The organism is Mesorhizobium sp. C416B (assembly GCF_030323165.1).
Taxonomy (GTDB): domain Bacteria; phylum Pseudomonadota; class Alphaproteobacteria; order Rhizobiales; family Rhizobiaceae; genus Mesorhizobium.
In genome coordinates, this window is the sequence record NZ_CP100471.1 from 5,394,107 (window position 1) to 5,409,296 (window position 15,190).

Annotated in this window: 16 protein-coding genes; 7 read left to right on the forward strand and 9 right to left on the reverse strand. The window is 64.9% G+C overall.

Features of this window, described 5'->3' with window-relative positions:
* Positions 1-15: 15 nt before the first annotated feature.
* From NLY43_RS26290 to NLY43_RS26300, 3 genes are all read right to left on the reverse strand, one after another.
* Positions 16-420, reverse strand: coding sequence for a YciI family protein (locus tag NLY43_RS26290; RefSeq protein ID WP_023711129.1), 405 nt, complete (start codon positions 418-420; stop codon positions 16-18).
* A 93-nt stretch (positions 421-513) separates the two neighbouring features.
* Positions 514-1,923, reverse strand: coding sequence for an ATP-binding protein (locus NLY43_RS26295; RefSeq protein ID WP_023670001.1), 1,410 nt, complete (start codon positions 1,921-1,923; stop codon positions 514-516).
* Positions 1,920-2,636 (reverse strand): response regulator, encoded by a 717-nt coding sequence (locus NLY43_RS26300; protein ID WP_023670002.1) that lies wholly within the window; start codon positions 2,634-2,636, stop codon positions 1,920-1,922. Before NLY43_RS26300 ends, NLY43_RS26295 begins: the two co-directional genes overlap by 4 nt.
* Before the next feature lie 258 nt (positions 2,637-2,894).
* Between NLY43_RS26300 and NLY43_RS26305 the strand changes: the two genes are divergently transcribed.
* From NLY43_RS26305 to clpS, 4 genes are all read left to right on the forward strand, one after another.
* The gene (locus NLY43_RS26305) at positions 2,895-3,197 is read left to right on the forward strand and encodes a hypothetical protein (protein WP_023705925.1); all 303 of its coding nucleotides are present in this window, start codon (positions 2,895-2,897) and stop codon (positions 3,195-3,197) included.
* A gap of 39 nt (positions 3,198-3,236) precedes the next feature.
* Complete coding sequence (locus tag NLY43_RS26310) at positions 3,237-3,467, forward strand: hypothetical protein (protein ID WP_023670004.1); 231 nt, start codon at positions 3,237-3,239, stop codon at positions 3,465-3,467.
* 154 nt (positions 3,468-3,621) lie between these two features.
* Positions 3,622-3,969 carry a hypothetical protein gene (locus tag NLY43_RS26315; RefSeq protein ID WP_023705924.1) on the forward strand — a complete coding sequence of 116 codons (348 nt, stop codon included), beginning with the start codon at positions 3,622-3,624 and terminating at the stop codon, positions 3,967-3,969.
* A 133-nt stretch (positions 3,970-4,102) separates the two neighbouring features.
* Positions 4,103-4,408, forward strand: coding sequence for an ATP-dependent Clp protease adapter ClpS (gene clpS, locus NLY43_RS26320; protein WP_023683679.1), 306 nt, complete (start codon positions 4,103-4,105; stop codon positions 4,406-4,408).
* 188 nt (positions 4,409-4,596) lie between these two features.
* Here clpS and NLY43_RS26325 read toward each other — a convergent pair whose 3' ends face one another.
* The 4 genes from NLY43_RS26325 to NLY43_RS26340 form a co-directional block, all read right to left on the reverse strand.
* A complete protein-coding gene (locus NLY43_RS26325; RefSeq protein ID WP_023748150.1) occupies positions 4,597-6,681 on the reverse strand; it encodes a membrane protein in 2,085 nt (694 codons plus the stop codon).
* 211 nt (positions 6,682-6,892) lie between these two features.
* Positions 6,893-9,718 (reverse strand): DUF4159 domain-containing protein, encoded by a 2,826-nt coding sequence (locus tag NLY43_RS26330; protein WP_023711131.1) that lies wholly within the window; start codon positions 9,716-9,718, stop codon positions 6,893-6,895.
* Positions 9,715-10,629: a DUF58 domain-containing protein gene (locus NLY43_RS26335; RefSeq protein WP_023711132.1), complete on the reverse strand. Its 915-nt coding sequence runs from the start codon at positions 10,627-10,629 to the stop codon at positions 9,715-9,717. The genes NLY43_RS26330 and NLY43_RS26335 overlap by 4 nt, the downstream gene beginning before the upstream one ends.
* On the reverse strand, positions 10,629-11,633 hold the full coding sequence (locus NLY43_RS26340) for an AAA family ATPase (RefSeq protein WP_023711133.1): 1,005 nt from the start codon (positions 11,631-11,633) through the stop codon (positions 10,629-10,631). Before NLY43_RS26340 ends, NLY43_RS26335 begins: the two co-directional genes overlap by 1 nt.
* Before the next feature lie 144 nt (positions 11,634-11,777).
* Between NLY43_RS26340 and NLY43_RS26345 the strand changes: the two genes are divergently transcribed.
* The 3 genes from NLY43_RS26345 to NLY43_RS26355 are packed head-to-tail and all read left to right on the forward strand — an operon-like array spanning position 11,778 to position 14,307.
* Entirely contained in the window at positions 11,778-12,407 is a 630-nt protein-coding gene (locus NLY43_RS26345) for a DUF1285 domain-containing protein (protein WP_023686147.1), read from the forward strand.
* A complete protein-coding gene (locus tag NLY43_RS26350) occupies positions 12,407-13,039 on the forward strand; it encodes a CoA pyrophosphatase (protein WP_023683684.1) in 633 nt (210 codons plus the stop codon). Before NLY43_RS26345 ends, NLY43_RS26350 begins: the two co-directional genes overlap by 1 nt.
* On the forward strand, positions 13,036-14,307 hold the full coding sequence (locus NLY43_RS26355; protein WP_031199225.1) for a CCA tRNA nucleotidyltransferase: 1,272 nt from the start codon (positions 13,036-13,038) through the stop codon (positions 14,305-14,307). Before NLY43_RS26350 ends, NLY43_RS26355 begins: the two co-directional genes overlap by 4 nt.
* Positions 14,308-14,313: 6 nt before the next feature.
* Here the strand turns inward: NLY43_RS26355 and NLY43_RS26360 are convergent, their stop codons facing one another.
* Entirely contained in the window at positions 14,314-14,499 is a 186-nt protein-coding gene (locus NLY43_RS26360; RefSeq protein ID WP_023670013.1) for a DUF1059 domain-containing protein, read from the reverse strand.
* Positions 14,500-14,728: 229 nt separating this feature from the next.
* Complete coding sequence (locus NLY43_RS26365; protein ID WP_023705918.1) at positions 14,729-14,989, reverse strand: DUF1344 domain-containing protein; 261 nt, start codon at positions 14,987-14,989, stop codon at positions 14,729-14,731.
* Positions 14,990-15,190: the final 201 nt, after the last annotated feature.

A 15,190-nucleotide genomic window follows, 5' to 3' on the forward strand; every position in this document is an offset into this window, starting at 1 on the left:
GCCATGGGGTAGTTCTCAGCCGCTGGCGGCCTCCTTTAAATCGCCCTCCGTAGCGGGAAACGTCACGCCGGGAAGGTAAAATGTGATCGGCCGGATCTCGTACACCGCCGAGGGGTTCACGCGGCGCAAGTCGCGCGCAGCTGCAATCGCCGCCTCCTGCGTGGCGCAGTCGAGGACATAAAGACCCAGCAATTGTTCCTTGGTCTCGGCAAACGGCCCGTCGATGACGATGCCGTCGCCCGGACCACGCAGCGTGACGGCCTCGGCGGTGGCGGCCAGTCTTGCCGCCGGCCCAAGCTTGCCTTCGCGGGTCAGCCTGGCATTGACCTCGAGCAGGTCGTGCATCAGCGCCGCATCCTGCTGCGGCGTCAAGGACTGGATGGTCTGTTCGACGTGATAGGCCAGGATGGCGTAAAACATGCGGCGATCTCCTCCTGTTCAAGCGGCCGCACTATTGCAAGGTTGGGTTGGCTGATCCAGCCCGGAAGCCCATCGAGACGCTAGTCTGCTGCCTTATGCCGCCAGCGGCAGGCTGAGTTCCGTCAGCAGGCCGCCACGGGGATGGTTGGACAGGTTGACATCGCCGCCGGCGGCACGCGCAATGTTGCGGGCAATGGTCAGGCCGAGGCCGAGACCGCCGGTCTGGCGGTTGCGCGATTGCTCCAGCCGGACGAAGGAACCGAACACCTGGTCGAGCTGCGCCTGCGGTATGCCCGGCCCCTCGTCGCGGATGACCAGCGTGACCGTGCCGTCCGACTGCCGCAGGCTGACATGGGCTTTCTTGCCGTAGGTCACGGCATTCTGGACCAGATTGTTGACGCAGCGCTTGAGCGCCACCGGCCGCGCCATGCAGATCATGCCGCGGGGCCTTGCACCGTCATGGTCGAACGTGACGTCCTCGAAACTGTCGGCGATCGATTCCACCAGCGACCAGAAATCGATCCGCTCGCTCTTCTCCTCGGTGACTTCGAAGGTGGCGAAGTCGATGACGGAGCTGGCGATGCTCTCGATGTCGGCGAGGTCGTGGGCCAGCGCCTCGCGCGCCGTCGATCTGCGCAACAGTTCGAGGCGCAGCCGCATGCGGGTCAGCGGCGTGCGCAGATCGTGGGCGAGCGCGGCGGCCAGATGTTCGCGGTCCTCGACATAGTCGCGCAGCCGGACCTGCATGGCGTTGACGGCTTTGGCCGCGGCGCGGATTTCGCGGCTGCCGGTCTCGGCGATCGGCGGGCTCTTCAGATCCGTGCCGATCCGGTTGACCGCCGTTTCCATCATCCGATAGGGCGCCGTCAGCCGGCGCAGCGACCAGATCGACATGATCACCACCAGGGCCGCGATCAGCGAATAGAGCGGCAGGCTGTCGAAGCTCAATATCGGTCCGACCGGCGTGTTGGGCTCGGTGAAATTCAGCCATTGGCCGTCGGCGAAGCGGACAGATGCCGTCAGCTTGTCGCTCTGGGCGAAGCTGGCCGCCAGCGATAACAGGTCACGCTCCACCGCGCCGACATCCTTGGTCACGGCCACACCGCCAGGCGCGTTGGCTGCCTGGGTTGCCGGATCGCGCCGGACGCGGGCGTCGGTGATGCCGAATTTCGACAGCCGCCCGACCAGGATGTCCTCGAGTTCGGCCAGTTCGTCGTCGCCGGCGATCGACGAGGTGACCGCGGGCGTGTCCGACACGGTCAGCGCATAGGTGGCGTTGAACAGACCGGAGGCCGTCAGCTTGCGCTGCTCCGGCGTGTCGTCATGCATCAGCTGCACCAGCGAATAGGCGCGGTCGTTAAGCCGGTAGAGATCGACCTCGTCATTGGCGACGGCGCGATCGCGCGAGACGATATAGAGCGTAGCGACCTGGCTGATCAGCAGGCCGGCAATGACGATGAGCAAAACCCAGACCGGCAGGGTTTGCGGCAGGAACCGTCTCATTCGGAGGTGGTCTCGGGCAGGAACTGGTAGCCGCCGCTGCGCACGGTCAGGATCAGTTTCGGCGTCTTGGGGTCGTCTTCCATCTTGCGCCTGAGACGGCTGACCAGGATGTCGATACTGCGATCGAAGGAATAGTCGCTGTCACCGCCGGAAAGCTCGATGAGCTGGTCGCGGGTGAGCACGCGCTGCGCGCTTTTGACGAAGGTCTGCAACAGGTTGAACTCCGCCATCGTCAGCTCGACCCTGACATCGCCCGGCGCCATCAGCCGCCGGCGCGAGCAGTCCATCGTCCAGCCGGCGAAATGGTAGATTTGCTTGGTGGTGGCGCGCTTCGGCTCAGCAGCACCATTGCGCCTCAAAACGGCGCGGATGCGGGCCAGCAGCTCGCGCGGATCGAAGGGTTTGGGCACATAGTCGTCGGCGCCCATCTCCAGGCCGACGACGCGGTCGGTGGTCTCGGTCACCGCCGTCAGCATGATGATCGGCGTCGAGTAGCTGGCGCGCAGGTCGCGGCAGAGCTCCAGCCCGCTCTTTCCTGGCAGCATCACATCAAGCACGATCAGGTCTACCTGCGTGCGGCGCAGTATGTCTTCCATCTCGACGCCGTCGGCGGCAACCGTGGTGCGCAGGCCGCGCTTCTGGAAGAATTCCTGAAGCAGGTCGCGAATGCCCTTGTCGTCGTCGACGATCAGTATGTGCGCATCGGATTTCACGGCGATCCTGTCATTGCTGGCGGCCCGTCGGCGGCTGCCTTCTGAGTCTGCTTCTGTGGCGTCACCCACACGATAGAATTCTGGCCACATGTTGGCGAGCGGCGATGATCGCCCGCAAAGCCGATTTGCCAGAAACAGTCCAGAAACAAAATTCTATAGTCCGGAAAAACTCCCGAAAAGAATCAAGGGCATAAAGGGTGCCGTGGCGGTCAGGACATCGGCTGCGACGCTAAGTCTCCGGAGTAACGGACATTACCGATGCACAGGTTCACGATCAGCTTGATGGGTGCGCTGCTCAGCATTCCGCTCGTCACAGCCGCGATCGGAGCCACAACCGCAAAGGTGACGCCGATCACAAGGAGCGAGCGCTGCATCGATCTCAATCGCCAGGTAGACGAAGCCCTCGAAACCCATGCCGCGGCAACGCAGGTCACCGCGGCGAAAGCACTGCAAAGAAAGGGAAACCGGTTCTGCGCCAACAAGAAACAGGCACAGGGTATCCGGATGCTCGCGAACGCTTTGAAGCTGCTTGGAGTGACACCGATCGACCCGGTTCAGTGACACTCGAAACTCGACCCGCACAAAGAAGGAAATGAAGCCATGAAAAAGTCCATCCTCTCCGCCACCGGTCTCGCCGTCGCTCTCGCTTTCGCAATGCCGGCTCTGGGCAATGCTGCTGCCACCACGACCGCTGCTCCGGCTGCTTCCACGACCACCGCTCCGGCGACCACGACCGCCAAGCCCCCGGTGAAGAAGGTCGTCGCCAAGAAGCCCGTCAAGAAGCACAAGAAGGCGAAGAAGGTCGTCAAGACGGACGCCCCGAAGGCCTGATCCAGACAGCCAACAGGTTTGTCTGTAACAAGGCCGCTCCAGCACCCCCCGGCTGGAGCGGCCTTGTCGTGTGAGAGCATGATTACCCGTTGATGGGTGCCGGCCACCCAGGACTTTAACCCGTTTGCAATGCCGGTCCGGTAGGATAGCCCGCATGAAGAAGCGGCTTTCATCCATTCTGCGCTCGATGGCCATCGGCGGCCTTGTGGCCTCGGCCATGGTCAGGGTGCTGATCCAGTTCACCGCCAGCCCGGTGCCCGATCCGGTGAGCGGGCGCACGGAGCCGTCGCTGTTTGCACCGGCAATCTCCAGCAGCTGGCAATACATCACACCATGGCAAAGCCTGCTGCTGACCGTGATCACCGGCGCGGCGCTGGCCTGCTTCTTCGGCTGGCTCGCGGTCGCCTGGGTCGAATACAAGGCGGCCGGATCAAGGCCCGATGCGGCATCCAGCGCACGGCAATTCCAGGCTCGTCGCGTCGCCGACCGCCAGGGCCGTTGAACCGCAGCGCACAGTTCCTAAATTTGTGAACGGCAGCACTTCCGGGAAGCCGGTTTGGCGCGCCGATCAAAATGGACGACGGCTTTCCCCCATGACAAAGTGAGAGCGACCCCTCGCGCGATACCGGTTCCCGATGCCTGAAATCAGCTCCAAACCCCGGACCAAGACCAAGCCGCAGACCGAGCGACCGAAGCTCTACAAGGTCATCCTCATCAATGACGATTTTACGCCGCGCGAATTCGTGGTGACGGTGCTGAAGGGCGAGTTCAAGCTCAGCGAAGACCAGGCGAACCGGGTGATGATCACCGCGCACCGGCTCGGCGTTTGCGTCGTTGCCGTCTTCACCAGGGATGTGGCCGAGACCAAGGCGACACGGGCCATCGACGCGGCCAAGGCCAAGGGGTACCCGCTGCTGTTTACGACGGAGCCGGAGGAGTAGGTTGAGCGTCTTTCTCCCCGTCACTATACGGGGAGAAATGTCCGGCAGGACAATGAGGGGCAGCGCCGAGGTCGATGACAGTTCGCTTGCGCGGGCCGAGGAGATTGCCAACAACCTCAGGCTCGCGCTGCCCCTCATCCGCCCTTCGGGCACCTTCTCTCCGTGAGCCGGGAGAAGGATAAGCGGTGCTACCGTCCCTCTCTGTACCACATCGCGCCCATGGCCAGCAGCAGCAGGCAAAGGCCGAGGAAGCCGCCGAACAGGGGTACGCGCGAGACGGCTTTGAGCACGCTGTCGTCGGTGCTGCGCAGGCCGATCCAGTCTGCGCCCGAGGCCGCACCGGAGGCGCGGACCGGGACGATGGAGGGCAGGGCGACACTGCCGGTGATCTGGCCAAGGGTGGAGGAGGCCGCCAGCCGGCGCACGCTGCCGCCGGTGGCCTCAGTCGGAGCCTTCAACCGGTCCTCGGTGGAGACGACGTCGGAGAATTCCGGCGCGTTGACCGGGCCGACATGGGCGAGTGCGGTCAGGTCACCATTGCCGATCTGGTAGAGGCCGATCTCCTTGGTCTCGATGCTGCCCAGGAAAACGCCGGGTTCGGACTTCTCCAGCTTGACGATCAGCGCCTTGCCCGAAGGGGTGATCACCTGCGCCGGGCCGGGATCGTCGCTCATCGTCTGGCGGCGGATTTCCAGCATCATGCCGCGGCCGTCGGCAGTCAGCCGCTCTTCCTCGAGTTCAGGTTCCTTCATCAGCCAGTGGGCGATGCGGCGGTAAAGCTGGACATGCGGGCCGCCACCCTCGAAGCCGCGCGCCCATAGCCAGCCCTGATCGGACAGAAGCATGCCGACGCGGCCTTCGCCCTTATGATCGAGCAGAAGCAGCGGGCGGTTGTCGGCGCCCTTCATCACCACTTCGCCTTCGGGGTTCTGTACGCCGATGGTGCGGAACCAGCGGCTCCAGCGCGGCGGCTCGGTCGCCGAGCCGTCGAGGCCGCGCGTCACCGGATGGCGCTGGCCGAGATCGGTGAGGCGCGGATAGAAGGCCTTGTCGATGACTTCGCCGGTCGGCATTGCCGGCAGCGACGACATTAGCGGGGTGCGGGCGATCGAGGCGTCGCCGGCATATTCCGGCCCGGCGGCGATCAGCAGCGCGCCGCCCTTTTCGACATATTCGGAGATGTAGTCGTAATAGAGGATCGGCAGCACGTCGCGGTGCTGGTAGCGGTCGAAGATGATGAGATCGAAATCCTTGATCTTCTCGACGAACAACTCGCGGGTCGGGAAGGCGATCAGCGACAGTTCGTTGATCGGCGTGCCGTCCTGCTTTTCCGGCGGCCGCAAAATAGTGAAATGGACGAGATCGACCGAGGCGTCGGATTTCAGCAGATTGCGCCACGTGCGCTCGCCGGCATGCGGTTCGCCGGAAACCAAAAGCACGCGCAAGTTCTCGCGGATGCCGTCGATCAGCGCGATGGCGCGGTTGTTGGCGTCGGTCAGTTCACCCGGCTCGCGGTCGATGGAGAGTTCGACGATGTTGCGGCCGGCGCCGGGGATGGTCACCTGCAGCGGCATCGCCTGGCCGATGGTCGCCTCTTCGACCGCGACCTGCTCGCCATTTACCGAGACGCGGACATCGACCGGGCCGGTTTCGCCGTCGGTGGCGATGACGCGGTAGGTCATGTCGAGCGGCTTGCCGACGAGGCCGAAGCGCGGCGCGTTCTCGAAGCGGATGCGGCGGTCCTTCTCGTGCTCGTTGCCGGTGATCAGCGCGTGCAGCGGCGCATTGAAGTCGGGGGCGGCCGGTGCGTCATGCACCTCGCCATCGGTGATCATGATGGCGCCACCGATGCGCGAGGGCGGCACGTCGCGGAAGGCGCCTTCAAGCGCTGCAAAAAGCTTGGTCTCGGTGCGCTCGTCGGCGGCTTCCGACTTGCCGGCCTCGACGACGCGGACGTCGAACTGCTTGAAGCGGCCAAGGCGCTGCTGCAAACCGGCAAGCGCTTCGTCGGTCTGTTTGGTCCGGTCGCCGATATCCTGGCTCTGGCTGCGGTCGACGATGACGGCAACGACGCTCTTCAGCGCCTCGCGCTCCTCATCGAGGAAGACCGGATTGAGGAGTGCTGCGCCCAGCGCAATCAGCGCCGCGAAGCGGAAGATCGCGCCGCGCTGGCGAAACCACAAGCCGACAGCGGCCAGCACCAGCAGCGGTGCGAGCACCAAAGCCAGCAAGGGCCAGGACAGCAGCGGTTCGAACGAAATCGACCAGTTCATCGTTTACCCTCCCTCTTGTGGGGAGGGTCGATCCGCGTAGCGGAGCGGGGTGGGGGTAGGCGACAGAGCGCTGGCTGCACCCCCACCCCGGCCCACTGTCTTCGCTTCGCTGCGACAGCGAGCCGAGCCTCCCCAAAAGGGGGAGGGTGAGGGTGAGGCTGCGCCGCCGGCGCCAGACAGGATCGAGACGAAATTAGCCAATACTGCCATCCTATTGCCCCAACCGTTCGAGCAGGATGGGCACGTGCACCTGGTCGGATTTGTAGTTGCCGGTCAGCATGTACATCATGATGTTGACGCCGGCGCGCAGCGCATAGATGCGCTGCATCGGATCCGATGGCACGGTCGGCAAAAGCGGGTCACCATTCCCGTCGACGGCCCAGGCGCCGGCAAAATCATTGGCGGTGATCAGGATCGGCGAGACGCCGTCGCCGACGCGTACCGGCCGATTCTCGGCATTGCTGGCCTCGAGCGAGGCTTCCACCCAGAGCGGGCTGCCGGAGAAGCGGCCGGGAAATTCGGGCAGGATGAAGAAGGATTTGGTCAGCACATGGTCGGCGGGCACCGGCTCCAGCGGCGGCACGTTGAGATTGCCGAGAATGTCGCGCAACCGTTCCGTCGCCGGGCTCGCCGAATCCGCACCGATGCCGTTGGCGAACTGGTCGCGCGTGTCGAACAGCACCGTGCCGCCCTGCTGCATATAGGCGTCGATGCGGGCGATCGCGGCTTGGCTCGGCATCGGCGCGGAAGGATCGATCGGCCAGTAGATCAGCGGATAGAAGGAAAGCTCGTCCTTCGAGATATCGACGCCCGCCGGCGCGCCCGGCTCGAGCGCGGTCTTCTCGATCAGGAAGCGGGTCAGGCCTTCGAGCCCGGCGCGGCTGATCGAATCGTCACCGGGCACACCGGTCAGCACATAGGCGATGCGGGTCTTGGCAATATCCTCGATTGCCGCGGCATCGCCGGGCTTGGCGTCGTCGGCGTGGGCGAGGTCGGCATGGCCAAACAGCATGCCGAGGCCAAGCAGCAGCGCAGCCGTCGTTGCTGCGGCCGATCGGCCGCGGCGCGGTCGGCGCGACATCAGCCCGCCCATCCAGAACACCGCCAGCGTGTCGAGCAGCATAAGCGCAAGTGCCGCTGTGACCAGCGATCCCTTGAGGTCGCGCGATTCATCGAAAGCGTACTGGATATTGGTCACCGGCACTGTGAATTGCGGGCGCACCAGCGGCGCGAAGGCGGTGGCCGGTTCGAGCAGATTGTGGGCGAAAACGCCGGTTTCCGAGCCGTAGAGGCCGGGCGGGTTCTCGAACGTCACCGGCAGCGTGCCGGCGCCGGGGACCAGCGGTCGCGCGTCCGGCGTCGGCGGCACCAAAGTGCCGTCGGCGGCTATCATGCGATAAGGTGCCAGCGACGTAGCAGCGGCTTCGGCGTTGGCAACCGCCGCACCCTGGTTGCGCGACAGCTGCACGATGCGCCGCAGCATCTCGACGAAGCTGCCGGAGATCGGCAGCGTCGACCATGTCGCTTCCGGGGTGATGTGGAACAGAACCAGCGTGCCCTTGCCCTTCTTCAACCCGGTCACCAGCGGGGTGCCATCGGCAAGGGTTGCCCAGGTGCGTTCGACGATGTCCGGCGTCGGTTCGGCCAGCACCTGCCGGCTCACCGTGACCTCGGCCGGCGGTGCGAGGTCGGCGAACGGGCCGTTCTTCGGGAATTCGGTCACCGCCTGCGGCGTCGTCCATGACAGCGCGCCGCCAAGCGAGCGCTCGCCGGTGCGCAGCCTGACCGGCAACAGATCATCGTCATTGCCGGCGGCGGCCAGCCGCGAACCGGCAAAGCGCACCAGCGTGCCGCCATTGTCGACCCAGTCGACCAGCCGCTGATGGACCTGCGGCGGAATGGTACCGATATCGGCCATGACGATCATCGCCGGCTTCTGGTCGAGAAGCTGCGGGATGGCGTCGGCGAGATCGACGCTCGACGGTTCGACCAGATCGGCGAAAGGCTGCAGCGCGCGCCTGATGTAATAGAGCGGCGACAGAAGCGGCTGCGCCTGGTCGGCCTCGGCCTGCGATAAAAGTCCGACGCGGCGGCGCTTGGAGCTTTCGTCGAGCACGCGCACCGCACCTGCCTGGCGTTCGCCGTCGAGCGCGATCGAGGCGAAGTCGTTGCGCAGTTCGAACGGCACCGCCATCGTGCCGCTGGCGGTAGTCTCACCCGGCGCGAAGGTCAGCGTCGCGTCGGCGATGCGGCGGCCCTTGTCGTCGAAGGCGCCGGCGGTGACTTGTGCCGGCGCCGGGTCGCCGGGCGCGCGGATGGCGGTCAGGGCGAAGCCGTCGACCTGATTTTCGGCGCCAGTGAGCCCAGTCAGCGCCAGCCGGTCGGAATTGGCCCAGACGACACGGGCGGCATTTTTCGACAGCAGTGTGTTGAAGGCGGCCTCGTCGCCCTTTGCCGCAAGGCCGTCGGCGAGAACGGCAACGCTGGCGCCGGGCAAGGTTTCCAGCACGCCGGCGACGCGGGCATAGACGGCGGGTCGGTCGGTTGGGATCGGCCTCGGCTTGGCGGCGCGCAGCCGGTCGAGGGCAGCCGCGGCATCGAAGGGGCCGATCTCGGCGTTCGGCTTTTCGGCGGTGAAGGCGATGACGACCGGTACGCCGTTCGAACCGGCATCGGCGATCAGCCGCTGGGCGGTGGCGACGCGCTTGCCCCAGTCGGCGGCACTCGCCCAGTCATTGTCGATGACGAGCGCCAGGGCGGCGCCCTCGGCCGGCAATTTTTCGCGCGGATTGAAAACGGGTTCGGCTAATGCCGCGACGACAAGGGCTGCCATCAACAGCCGCAGCAGCGTCAGCCACCACGGGCTCTGCTGCGGCGTTTCCTCGCGCTTCAGCACGCGAGCGAGGATCTTCAGCGGCGGAAACATTTCGGACTGCGGCTTGGGCGGTGTGAGCCTGAGCAGCCACCAGATCACCGGCAGCGCGAGCAGGCCCCACAACACCATGGGAGCGCCAAAGGAGAGCGGCAGCCAGTTCATGCGCCGGCCTTTCCCACGAATGCGCCATCGGCGGTCATCGCCATGTGGATGCGCACCAACGCCTCGGAAGCGAGGCGGTCGGTGTGGTTGACGGTGTAGCTCCAGCCGAGGCGCTTGCACCAGCTGGCCAACTCCTGGCGGCGGGCGGTGTAGAGCAGGCGGTATTCGTCGCCGAGCATTTCGGCGCGGCCGGCGGTCAGCTTGTCGCCGGTCTCGGGATCGGTGAATTCGGTGCGGCCGGCATAGGGAAAGGTCTCCTCCGCCGGATCGGCAACCTCGATCAGATGCGCACGCACGCCATGCCGCGCCAGCACATCGAGCCATTCCATGGTCTCCTCGACCGGGTCGAGGAAATCGCTGACGACGACGATGTCGCAGAAGCGGCGGATGGCGGACAGGTCAGGCTTTGCCGGCGGGTCGGTGGCGTGCATCAATTGCGCCGCGATGCGCTCGGCGCCGTTGCGGGCGGTGAACGGATCGGTCAGGCCGGGCCAGGCGATGCGCTCGCCGCTGCGAGATAGCAATTCGGCCATGGCCAGTGCCAGCACCAGCGCGCGCGATTCCTTGGAAACGCTGGCGCCAGTCGATTTGTAGAGCATGGAGGGCGATGGGTCGGCCCAAAGCCACACCGTGTGGGCTGCTTCCCATTCGCGGTCGCGCACATAGGTGTGGTCGTCACGGGCCGAACGGCGCCAGTCGATGCGCGAGGAATCGCCTTCGACATAGGGGCGGAACTGCCAGAAATTCTCGCCGATGCCGCGCTTGCGGCGGCCATGCCAGCCGGCAATTACCGTATTGACGATACGGCGCGCCTCGACCAGCAGGTCCGGCACCAGCGAAGCCCGCAAGCGGCCCCTGGCGAGCGCGTCGCGCGTCGCTGCCGGTGCCTGGACTTCGCCGATACGCGCCATCAGATTCCTTTGGCCAGTTTCGCTACCACGTCGCGCACGGTCGTGCCCTCGGCGCGGGCGGCAAAGGTCAGCGCCATGCGGTGCTGCAGCACCGGTTCGGCCAGCGCGCGGATGTCGTCCACCGACGGCGCCAGCCGCCCGTCATAAAGCGCGCGCGCACGGGCGCACAGCGTCAGCGCCTGGCTGGCGCGCGGGCCGGGACCCCAGGCGACATGCTTGTCGGTCTCGGCATTGCCCTGGCCGGGACGCGCCGAACGCACCAGTTTGAGGATGGCGTCGACGACACTTTCGGGCACCGGCATACGGCGGATCAGCGTCTGGATTTCCCTCAGCCGCGCCGGCTGCAGCACGTTTTGCGCCTTGGCGTCCTCGATGCCGGTGGTCTCCAGCAGAATGCGCCGCTCGGCCTCGATTTCGGGATAAAGGATGTCGACCTGCATCAGGAAGCGGTCGAGCTGCGCTTCGGGCAGGGGATAGGTGCCTTCCTGCTCCAGCGGGTTTTGCGTCGCCAGTACATGGAAGGGTGCGGGCAGGTCATGGCGAATGCCGGCGATGGTGACGTGATATTCCTGCATTGCCTGCAGCAGCGCCGACTGGGTGCGCGGCGAGGCGCGGTTGATCTCGTCGGCCATCAGCAATTGCGCGAAGATCGGGCCGGAGATGAAGCGGAAGGAGCGCTTTCCCGCCTCGTCCTGCTCCATCACTTCGGAGCCGAGAATGTCGGACGGCATCAGGTCGGGCGTGAACTGGATGCGGCGCGAATCGAGGCCGAGCACGACACCGAGCGTTTCGACCAGCTTGGTCTTGGCAAGGCCGGGCACGCCGACCAGCAGCGCATGGCCGCCGGCAAGCAGCGCCACCAGCGTGCGCTCGACCACCACTTCCTGGCCGAAAATGACGCGGCCGACGCCGTCGCGCACCCTGGAAATATCGGCCAGCGCCGTCTCGGCCTGGGCGATCATGTCCTTTTCGTTGATTGGGCTTTCCTTGACCATTACGCTCATGCCGCATCGATCCTTGTGCTGGAAGTACCGGCTTGCACTGTAGTGCCTTAGAATGCCGCGATTCGGCTTCGCCTGGCGCCTACGAATGAATTTAAATCACAGACTTAGGCTGACAAGCGGAACAACAGTGACTATTTCGTGACCATGACGGAACGCTCCGAACATCGCGAGCACAGCCTTACTGCCGCAACCGAGGCGCGCGGTCTCGAAGCGTTGATCTCGCGTGCGGCTCGCGCCGGCAAGGGCGCGGCGCCGGTGGAGCGCTGGAATCCCGACTTTTGCGGCGATCTAGACATGGAGATCAAACAAGACGGAACGTGGTTCTATCTCGGCACGCCGATCGGCCGCATGCCGCTGGTGCAGCTGTTTTCCAGCGTGCTGCGCAAGGACGAGGATGGCAGGACCTATCTGGTGACGCCGGTCGAACGGGTCGGCATCCGCGTCGTGGACGCGCCTTTCATCGCGGTTGAAATGGATGTTTCCGGCGCCGGCGCCGAGCAGACCATCACTTTCCGCACCAATGTCGGCGATGTCGTCGAGGCCGGACCTGGCCATCCGCTGCGCTTCGTCGACGAGAACGAGACCGGCGGCCTGAAGCCCTATGTGCTGGTGCGCGGGAGGCTGGAAGCGCTGGTGGCGCGGCCGGTGATGTACGAACTGGTCGAGCATGGCGAGGAGATCGATATTGGCGGCAAGACGATGTTTGCCGTGCGCTCGAAAGGCGAAATCTATCCGATCATGCCGGCGGAAAAACTGAAGCGGCTGAGCGCATGATGGATCAGGTGAGGCCGCCGCCGTTTTCCACAGCGGATTTTCGCGCGCGGGTCGCCGCGCAAGCTGAAGCCCATGCCGGCGACGATTATGGCGATCATCGCTTCAACCCCGGCCATCCACGGTTGACGCAGCTCAAAGCGCTGCGCGACGCCGCGGTGCTGATCCCGGTCGTCGATCATGGACGCGATGCGACCGTGCTTTTGACCAAGCGGGCGGAAAAACTGCGCAGCCATTCCGGGCAGGTGGCTTTTCCTGGCGGCACCATTGATCCCACCGATGCGACCCCGGAAGCAGCGGCCTTGCGCGAGACCTTCGAGGAGATCGGCCTCGGCCATGACCGCATCGAGATCATCGGCCGCATGCCCGATTATGTCGCCGGCAGCGGCTATCGCATCGCGCCGGTGCTGGCGATCGTCGAGCCCGGTTTTACGCTGTCGCTCAATTCCGACGAGGTCGACGCCGCCTTCGAAGTGCCGCTTTCGTTCCTGATGGATCCGGCCAACCACACCAGGGACAGCCGCATGTGGAACGACCTGGAATGGTTCTTCTACGATATGCCCTATGGCGGCCAGCGCATCTGGGGCGTCACCGCCGGCATCATCCGCACGCTCTATGAAAGGCTCTATGCTTGAGTGATCCGATATCGCTGGCGGGCAGAGCCGACTGGCTGGGTGAAAAGCATCTGCAGCGGCTGCTTGCCGTGCTGGCGCAGGGCGGCGAGGAAGCCCGCATCGCGGGCGGCGCGGTGCGCAATGCGCTGATTGGGCAGCTGGTCGCCGATATCGACGTTGCTACCACTTGCCTGCCCGAGGAAACCGTTCGCCGCGCGGAGGCGGCGGGCTTCAAGGCGGTGCCGACCGGCATCGAGCACGGCACGATCACGGTGATTGCCGGCGGCGCGCCCTATGAGGTCACCACGCTGCGCGCCGACATCGAGACCGATGGCCGCCGCGCCAAAGTGTCGTTCGGCCGCGACTGGAAGGCCGACGCCGAACGGCGCGATTTCACCATCAACGCGCTCTATGCGGAGGCTGACGGGACGGTGGTCGACCTGGTCGGCGGCGTCGGCGATATCGAGGCACGAAGGCTGCGCTTCATTGGCGATGCCGAGCAGCGGATCCGCGAAGACTATCTGCGCATCCTGCGTTTCTTCCGCTTTTTCGCCTGGTATGGCGAGGGTCGGCCCGATGCCGAGGGATTGAAGGCCTGCGCCCGGCTCAAGGACGGTCTCGCCCATCTCTCGGCCGAACGCATCTGGTCCGAGCTGAAGAAGTTGTTATCGGCCCCAGATCCGTCGCGCGCCTTGCTGTGGATGCGCCAGGCCGGCGTGCTCACCAGCGCCCTGCCGGAAAGCGAGAAATGGGGCATCGATGCCATTCATGGGCTGACCAAGACAGAAAAGGATCTGGGCTGGGCGCCGGACCCGCTGCTCAGGCTGGAGGCGATCGTGCCGCCCGATGCGGCGAGGATGAAGACACTGGCCGAGCGGCTGAAACTTTCGACCACTGAGGCGGAGCGCCTGCGCCACTGGGCGCTGACGGCTGCCGTCGAGCCCAAGACAAGCGAAGCGGAACTGGCCAAGAAACTCTATTCCGGCGAGCGCCAGGGTTTTCTCGATCGCCTGCGGCTGTCGCTGGCGTCGGCGCGAGCGCGGGCTCTCGAGGACAATGACGCGCTGGTTCAGGCCGGCGGGTTTTCGCGCCTGCTCGCTTTTGCGCTGAAATGGGAAAAACCGGTGTTCCCAGTCAAGGGCGGCGATCTGACGGCGCTTGGCGCGTCGCCGGGGCCAATACTCGGTGCGATCCTGAAAAACCTGGAAAAGGAATGGATCGGGTCCGGCTTTGCGCTCGATCGCGACGCGCTGCTGGAGCGCGCCGCGGAAGCCTTGAAGGCCAGATAGGACTGCTCAGGCCGCGTCGCGAACTTTCTCGATGCGCGAGCGGATCGCCTCGATCATCGTCTCGCGAATGACCGTTTCGCCATGTGTCTCGCGCATATGGTCGACGGCGCGGCGCATGACCTCGGCTTCCTCACCGGCACGCGTGTGCCACTCACAGCCGGGAACCAGCGAGCCGCAATGGAATTCCTTCATGGGATTTTCTCCTTTCCTCCTTGGAGCCTGTGCCTCTCATGGCACACGAAGCTCCGCCATCTCTGTTCCGCGCCCTGTCACAGCAGTCGGTTTCGGGGGCACGCACGGGGGAGCTAGCATAACACGGTTCGACCATTTTGGTTGCCGTGGTGCGAAAAAGGCGGAGCAGCGCTGCTCCGCCCCTCTTGTCAGGCTAAGCCAAAGGCGAGACCGTTCGGTCTTGTCCCGGTCACTTCACGATCTTGACGGACTCGGCAACCTTGTTCTTGCCGCTCATGTCCCAGGAAACGCGGACCTTTTCGCCGGCCTTCAGGCCAGGATCCTTGAAGGTCTTGGGCAGCGTAAAGGTCGATCCATCGTCCAGAACGAGGCTCATGGCCGTGCCATCATAGGTCTTGACCGTGCCCGTGGTGTGCTTGACCGCGGCAGAGGCAATCGAGCCGGAAGCGAGAAGGGCAGCGGCGGCTGCCGAAACAATGAGCTTTCGCATGTAATACTCCTGGAAATGCGGGCATCCGTTTGGAAAATGCTCCGCCTTGTTCAGGGCCGTCCGGTAGCGTCGTGTCGCGGTTCGGGACTGAACCGCCGGCGCTTCCCGGCCCGAAACGACAAATAGTCGTTTTATTTCAATCGCCTATTAGACGAAAAAGATAATGGCGATGCCACATTGGCTGCCCAGATTCGGCGAATG

Bases quoted from the DNA above. Each gene is read 5' to 3' on its own strand.
- NLY43_RS26290 (WP_023711129.1), bottom strand. From the start codon at position 420: ATGTTTTACGCCATCCTGGCCTATCACGTCGAACAGACCATCCAGTCC.
- NLY43_RS26295 (WP_023670001.1), bottom strand. From the start codon at position 1,923: ATGAGACGGTTCCTGCCGCAAACCCTGCCGGTCTGGGTTTTGCTCATC.
- NLY43_RS26305 (WP_023705925.1), top strand. From the start codon at position 2,895: ATGCACAGGTTCACGATCAGCTTGATGGGTGCGCTGCTCAGCATTCCG.
- NLY43_RS26310 (WP_023670004.1), top strand. From the start codon at position 3,237: ATGAAAAAGTCCATCCTCTCCGCCACCGGTCTCGCCGTCGCTCTCGCT.
- NLY43_RS26315 (WP_023705924.1), top strand. From the start codon at position 3,622: ATGAAGAAGCGGCTTTCATCCATTCTGCGCTCGATGGCCATCGGCGGC.
- clpS (WP_023683679.1), top strand. From the start codon at position 4,103: ATGCCTGAAATCAGCTCCAAACCCCGGACCAAGACCAAGCCGCAGACC.
- NLY43_RS26325 (WP_023748150.1), bottom strand. From the start codon at position 6,681: ATGAACTGGTCGATTTCGTTCGAACCGCTGCTGTCCTGGCCCTTGCTG.
- NLY43_RS26330 (WP_023711131.1), bottom strand. From the start codon at position 9,718: ATGAACTGGCTGCCGCTCTCCTTTGGCGCTCCCATGGTGTTGTGGGGC.
- NLY43_RS26335 (WP_023711132.1), bottom strand. From the start codon at position 10,629: ATGGCGCGTATCGGCGAAGTCCAGGCACCGGCAGCGACGCGCGACGCG.
- NLY43_RS26340 (WP_023711133.1), bottom strand. From the start codon at position 11,633: ATGAGCGTAATGGTCAAGGAAAGCCCAATCAACGAAAAGGACATGATC.
- NLY43_RS26345 (WP_023686147.1), top strand. From the start codon at position 11,778: ATGACGGAACGCTCCGAACATCGCGAGCACAGCCTTACTGCCGCAACC.
- NLY43_RS26350 (WP_023683684.1), top strand. From the start codon at position 12,407: ATGGATCAGGTGAGGCCGCCGCCGTTTTCCACAGCGGATTTTCGCGCG.
- NLY43_RS26360 (WP_023670013.1), bottom strand. From the start codon at position 14,499: ATGAAGGAATTCCATTGCGGCTCGCTGGTTCCCGGCTGTGAGTGGCAC.
- NLY43_RS26365 (WP_023705918.1), bottom strand. From the start codon at position 14,989: ATGCGAAAGCTCATTGTTTCGGCAGCCGCCGCTGCCCTTCTCGCTTCC.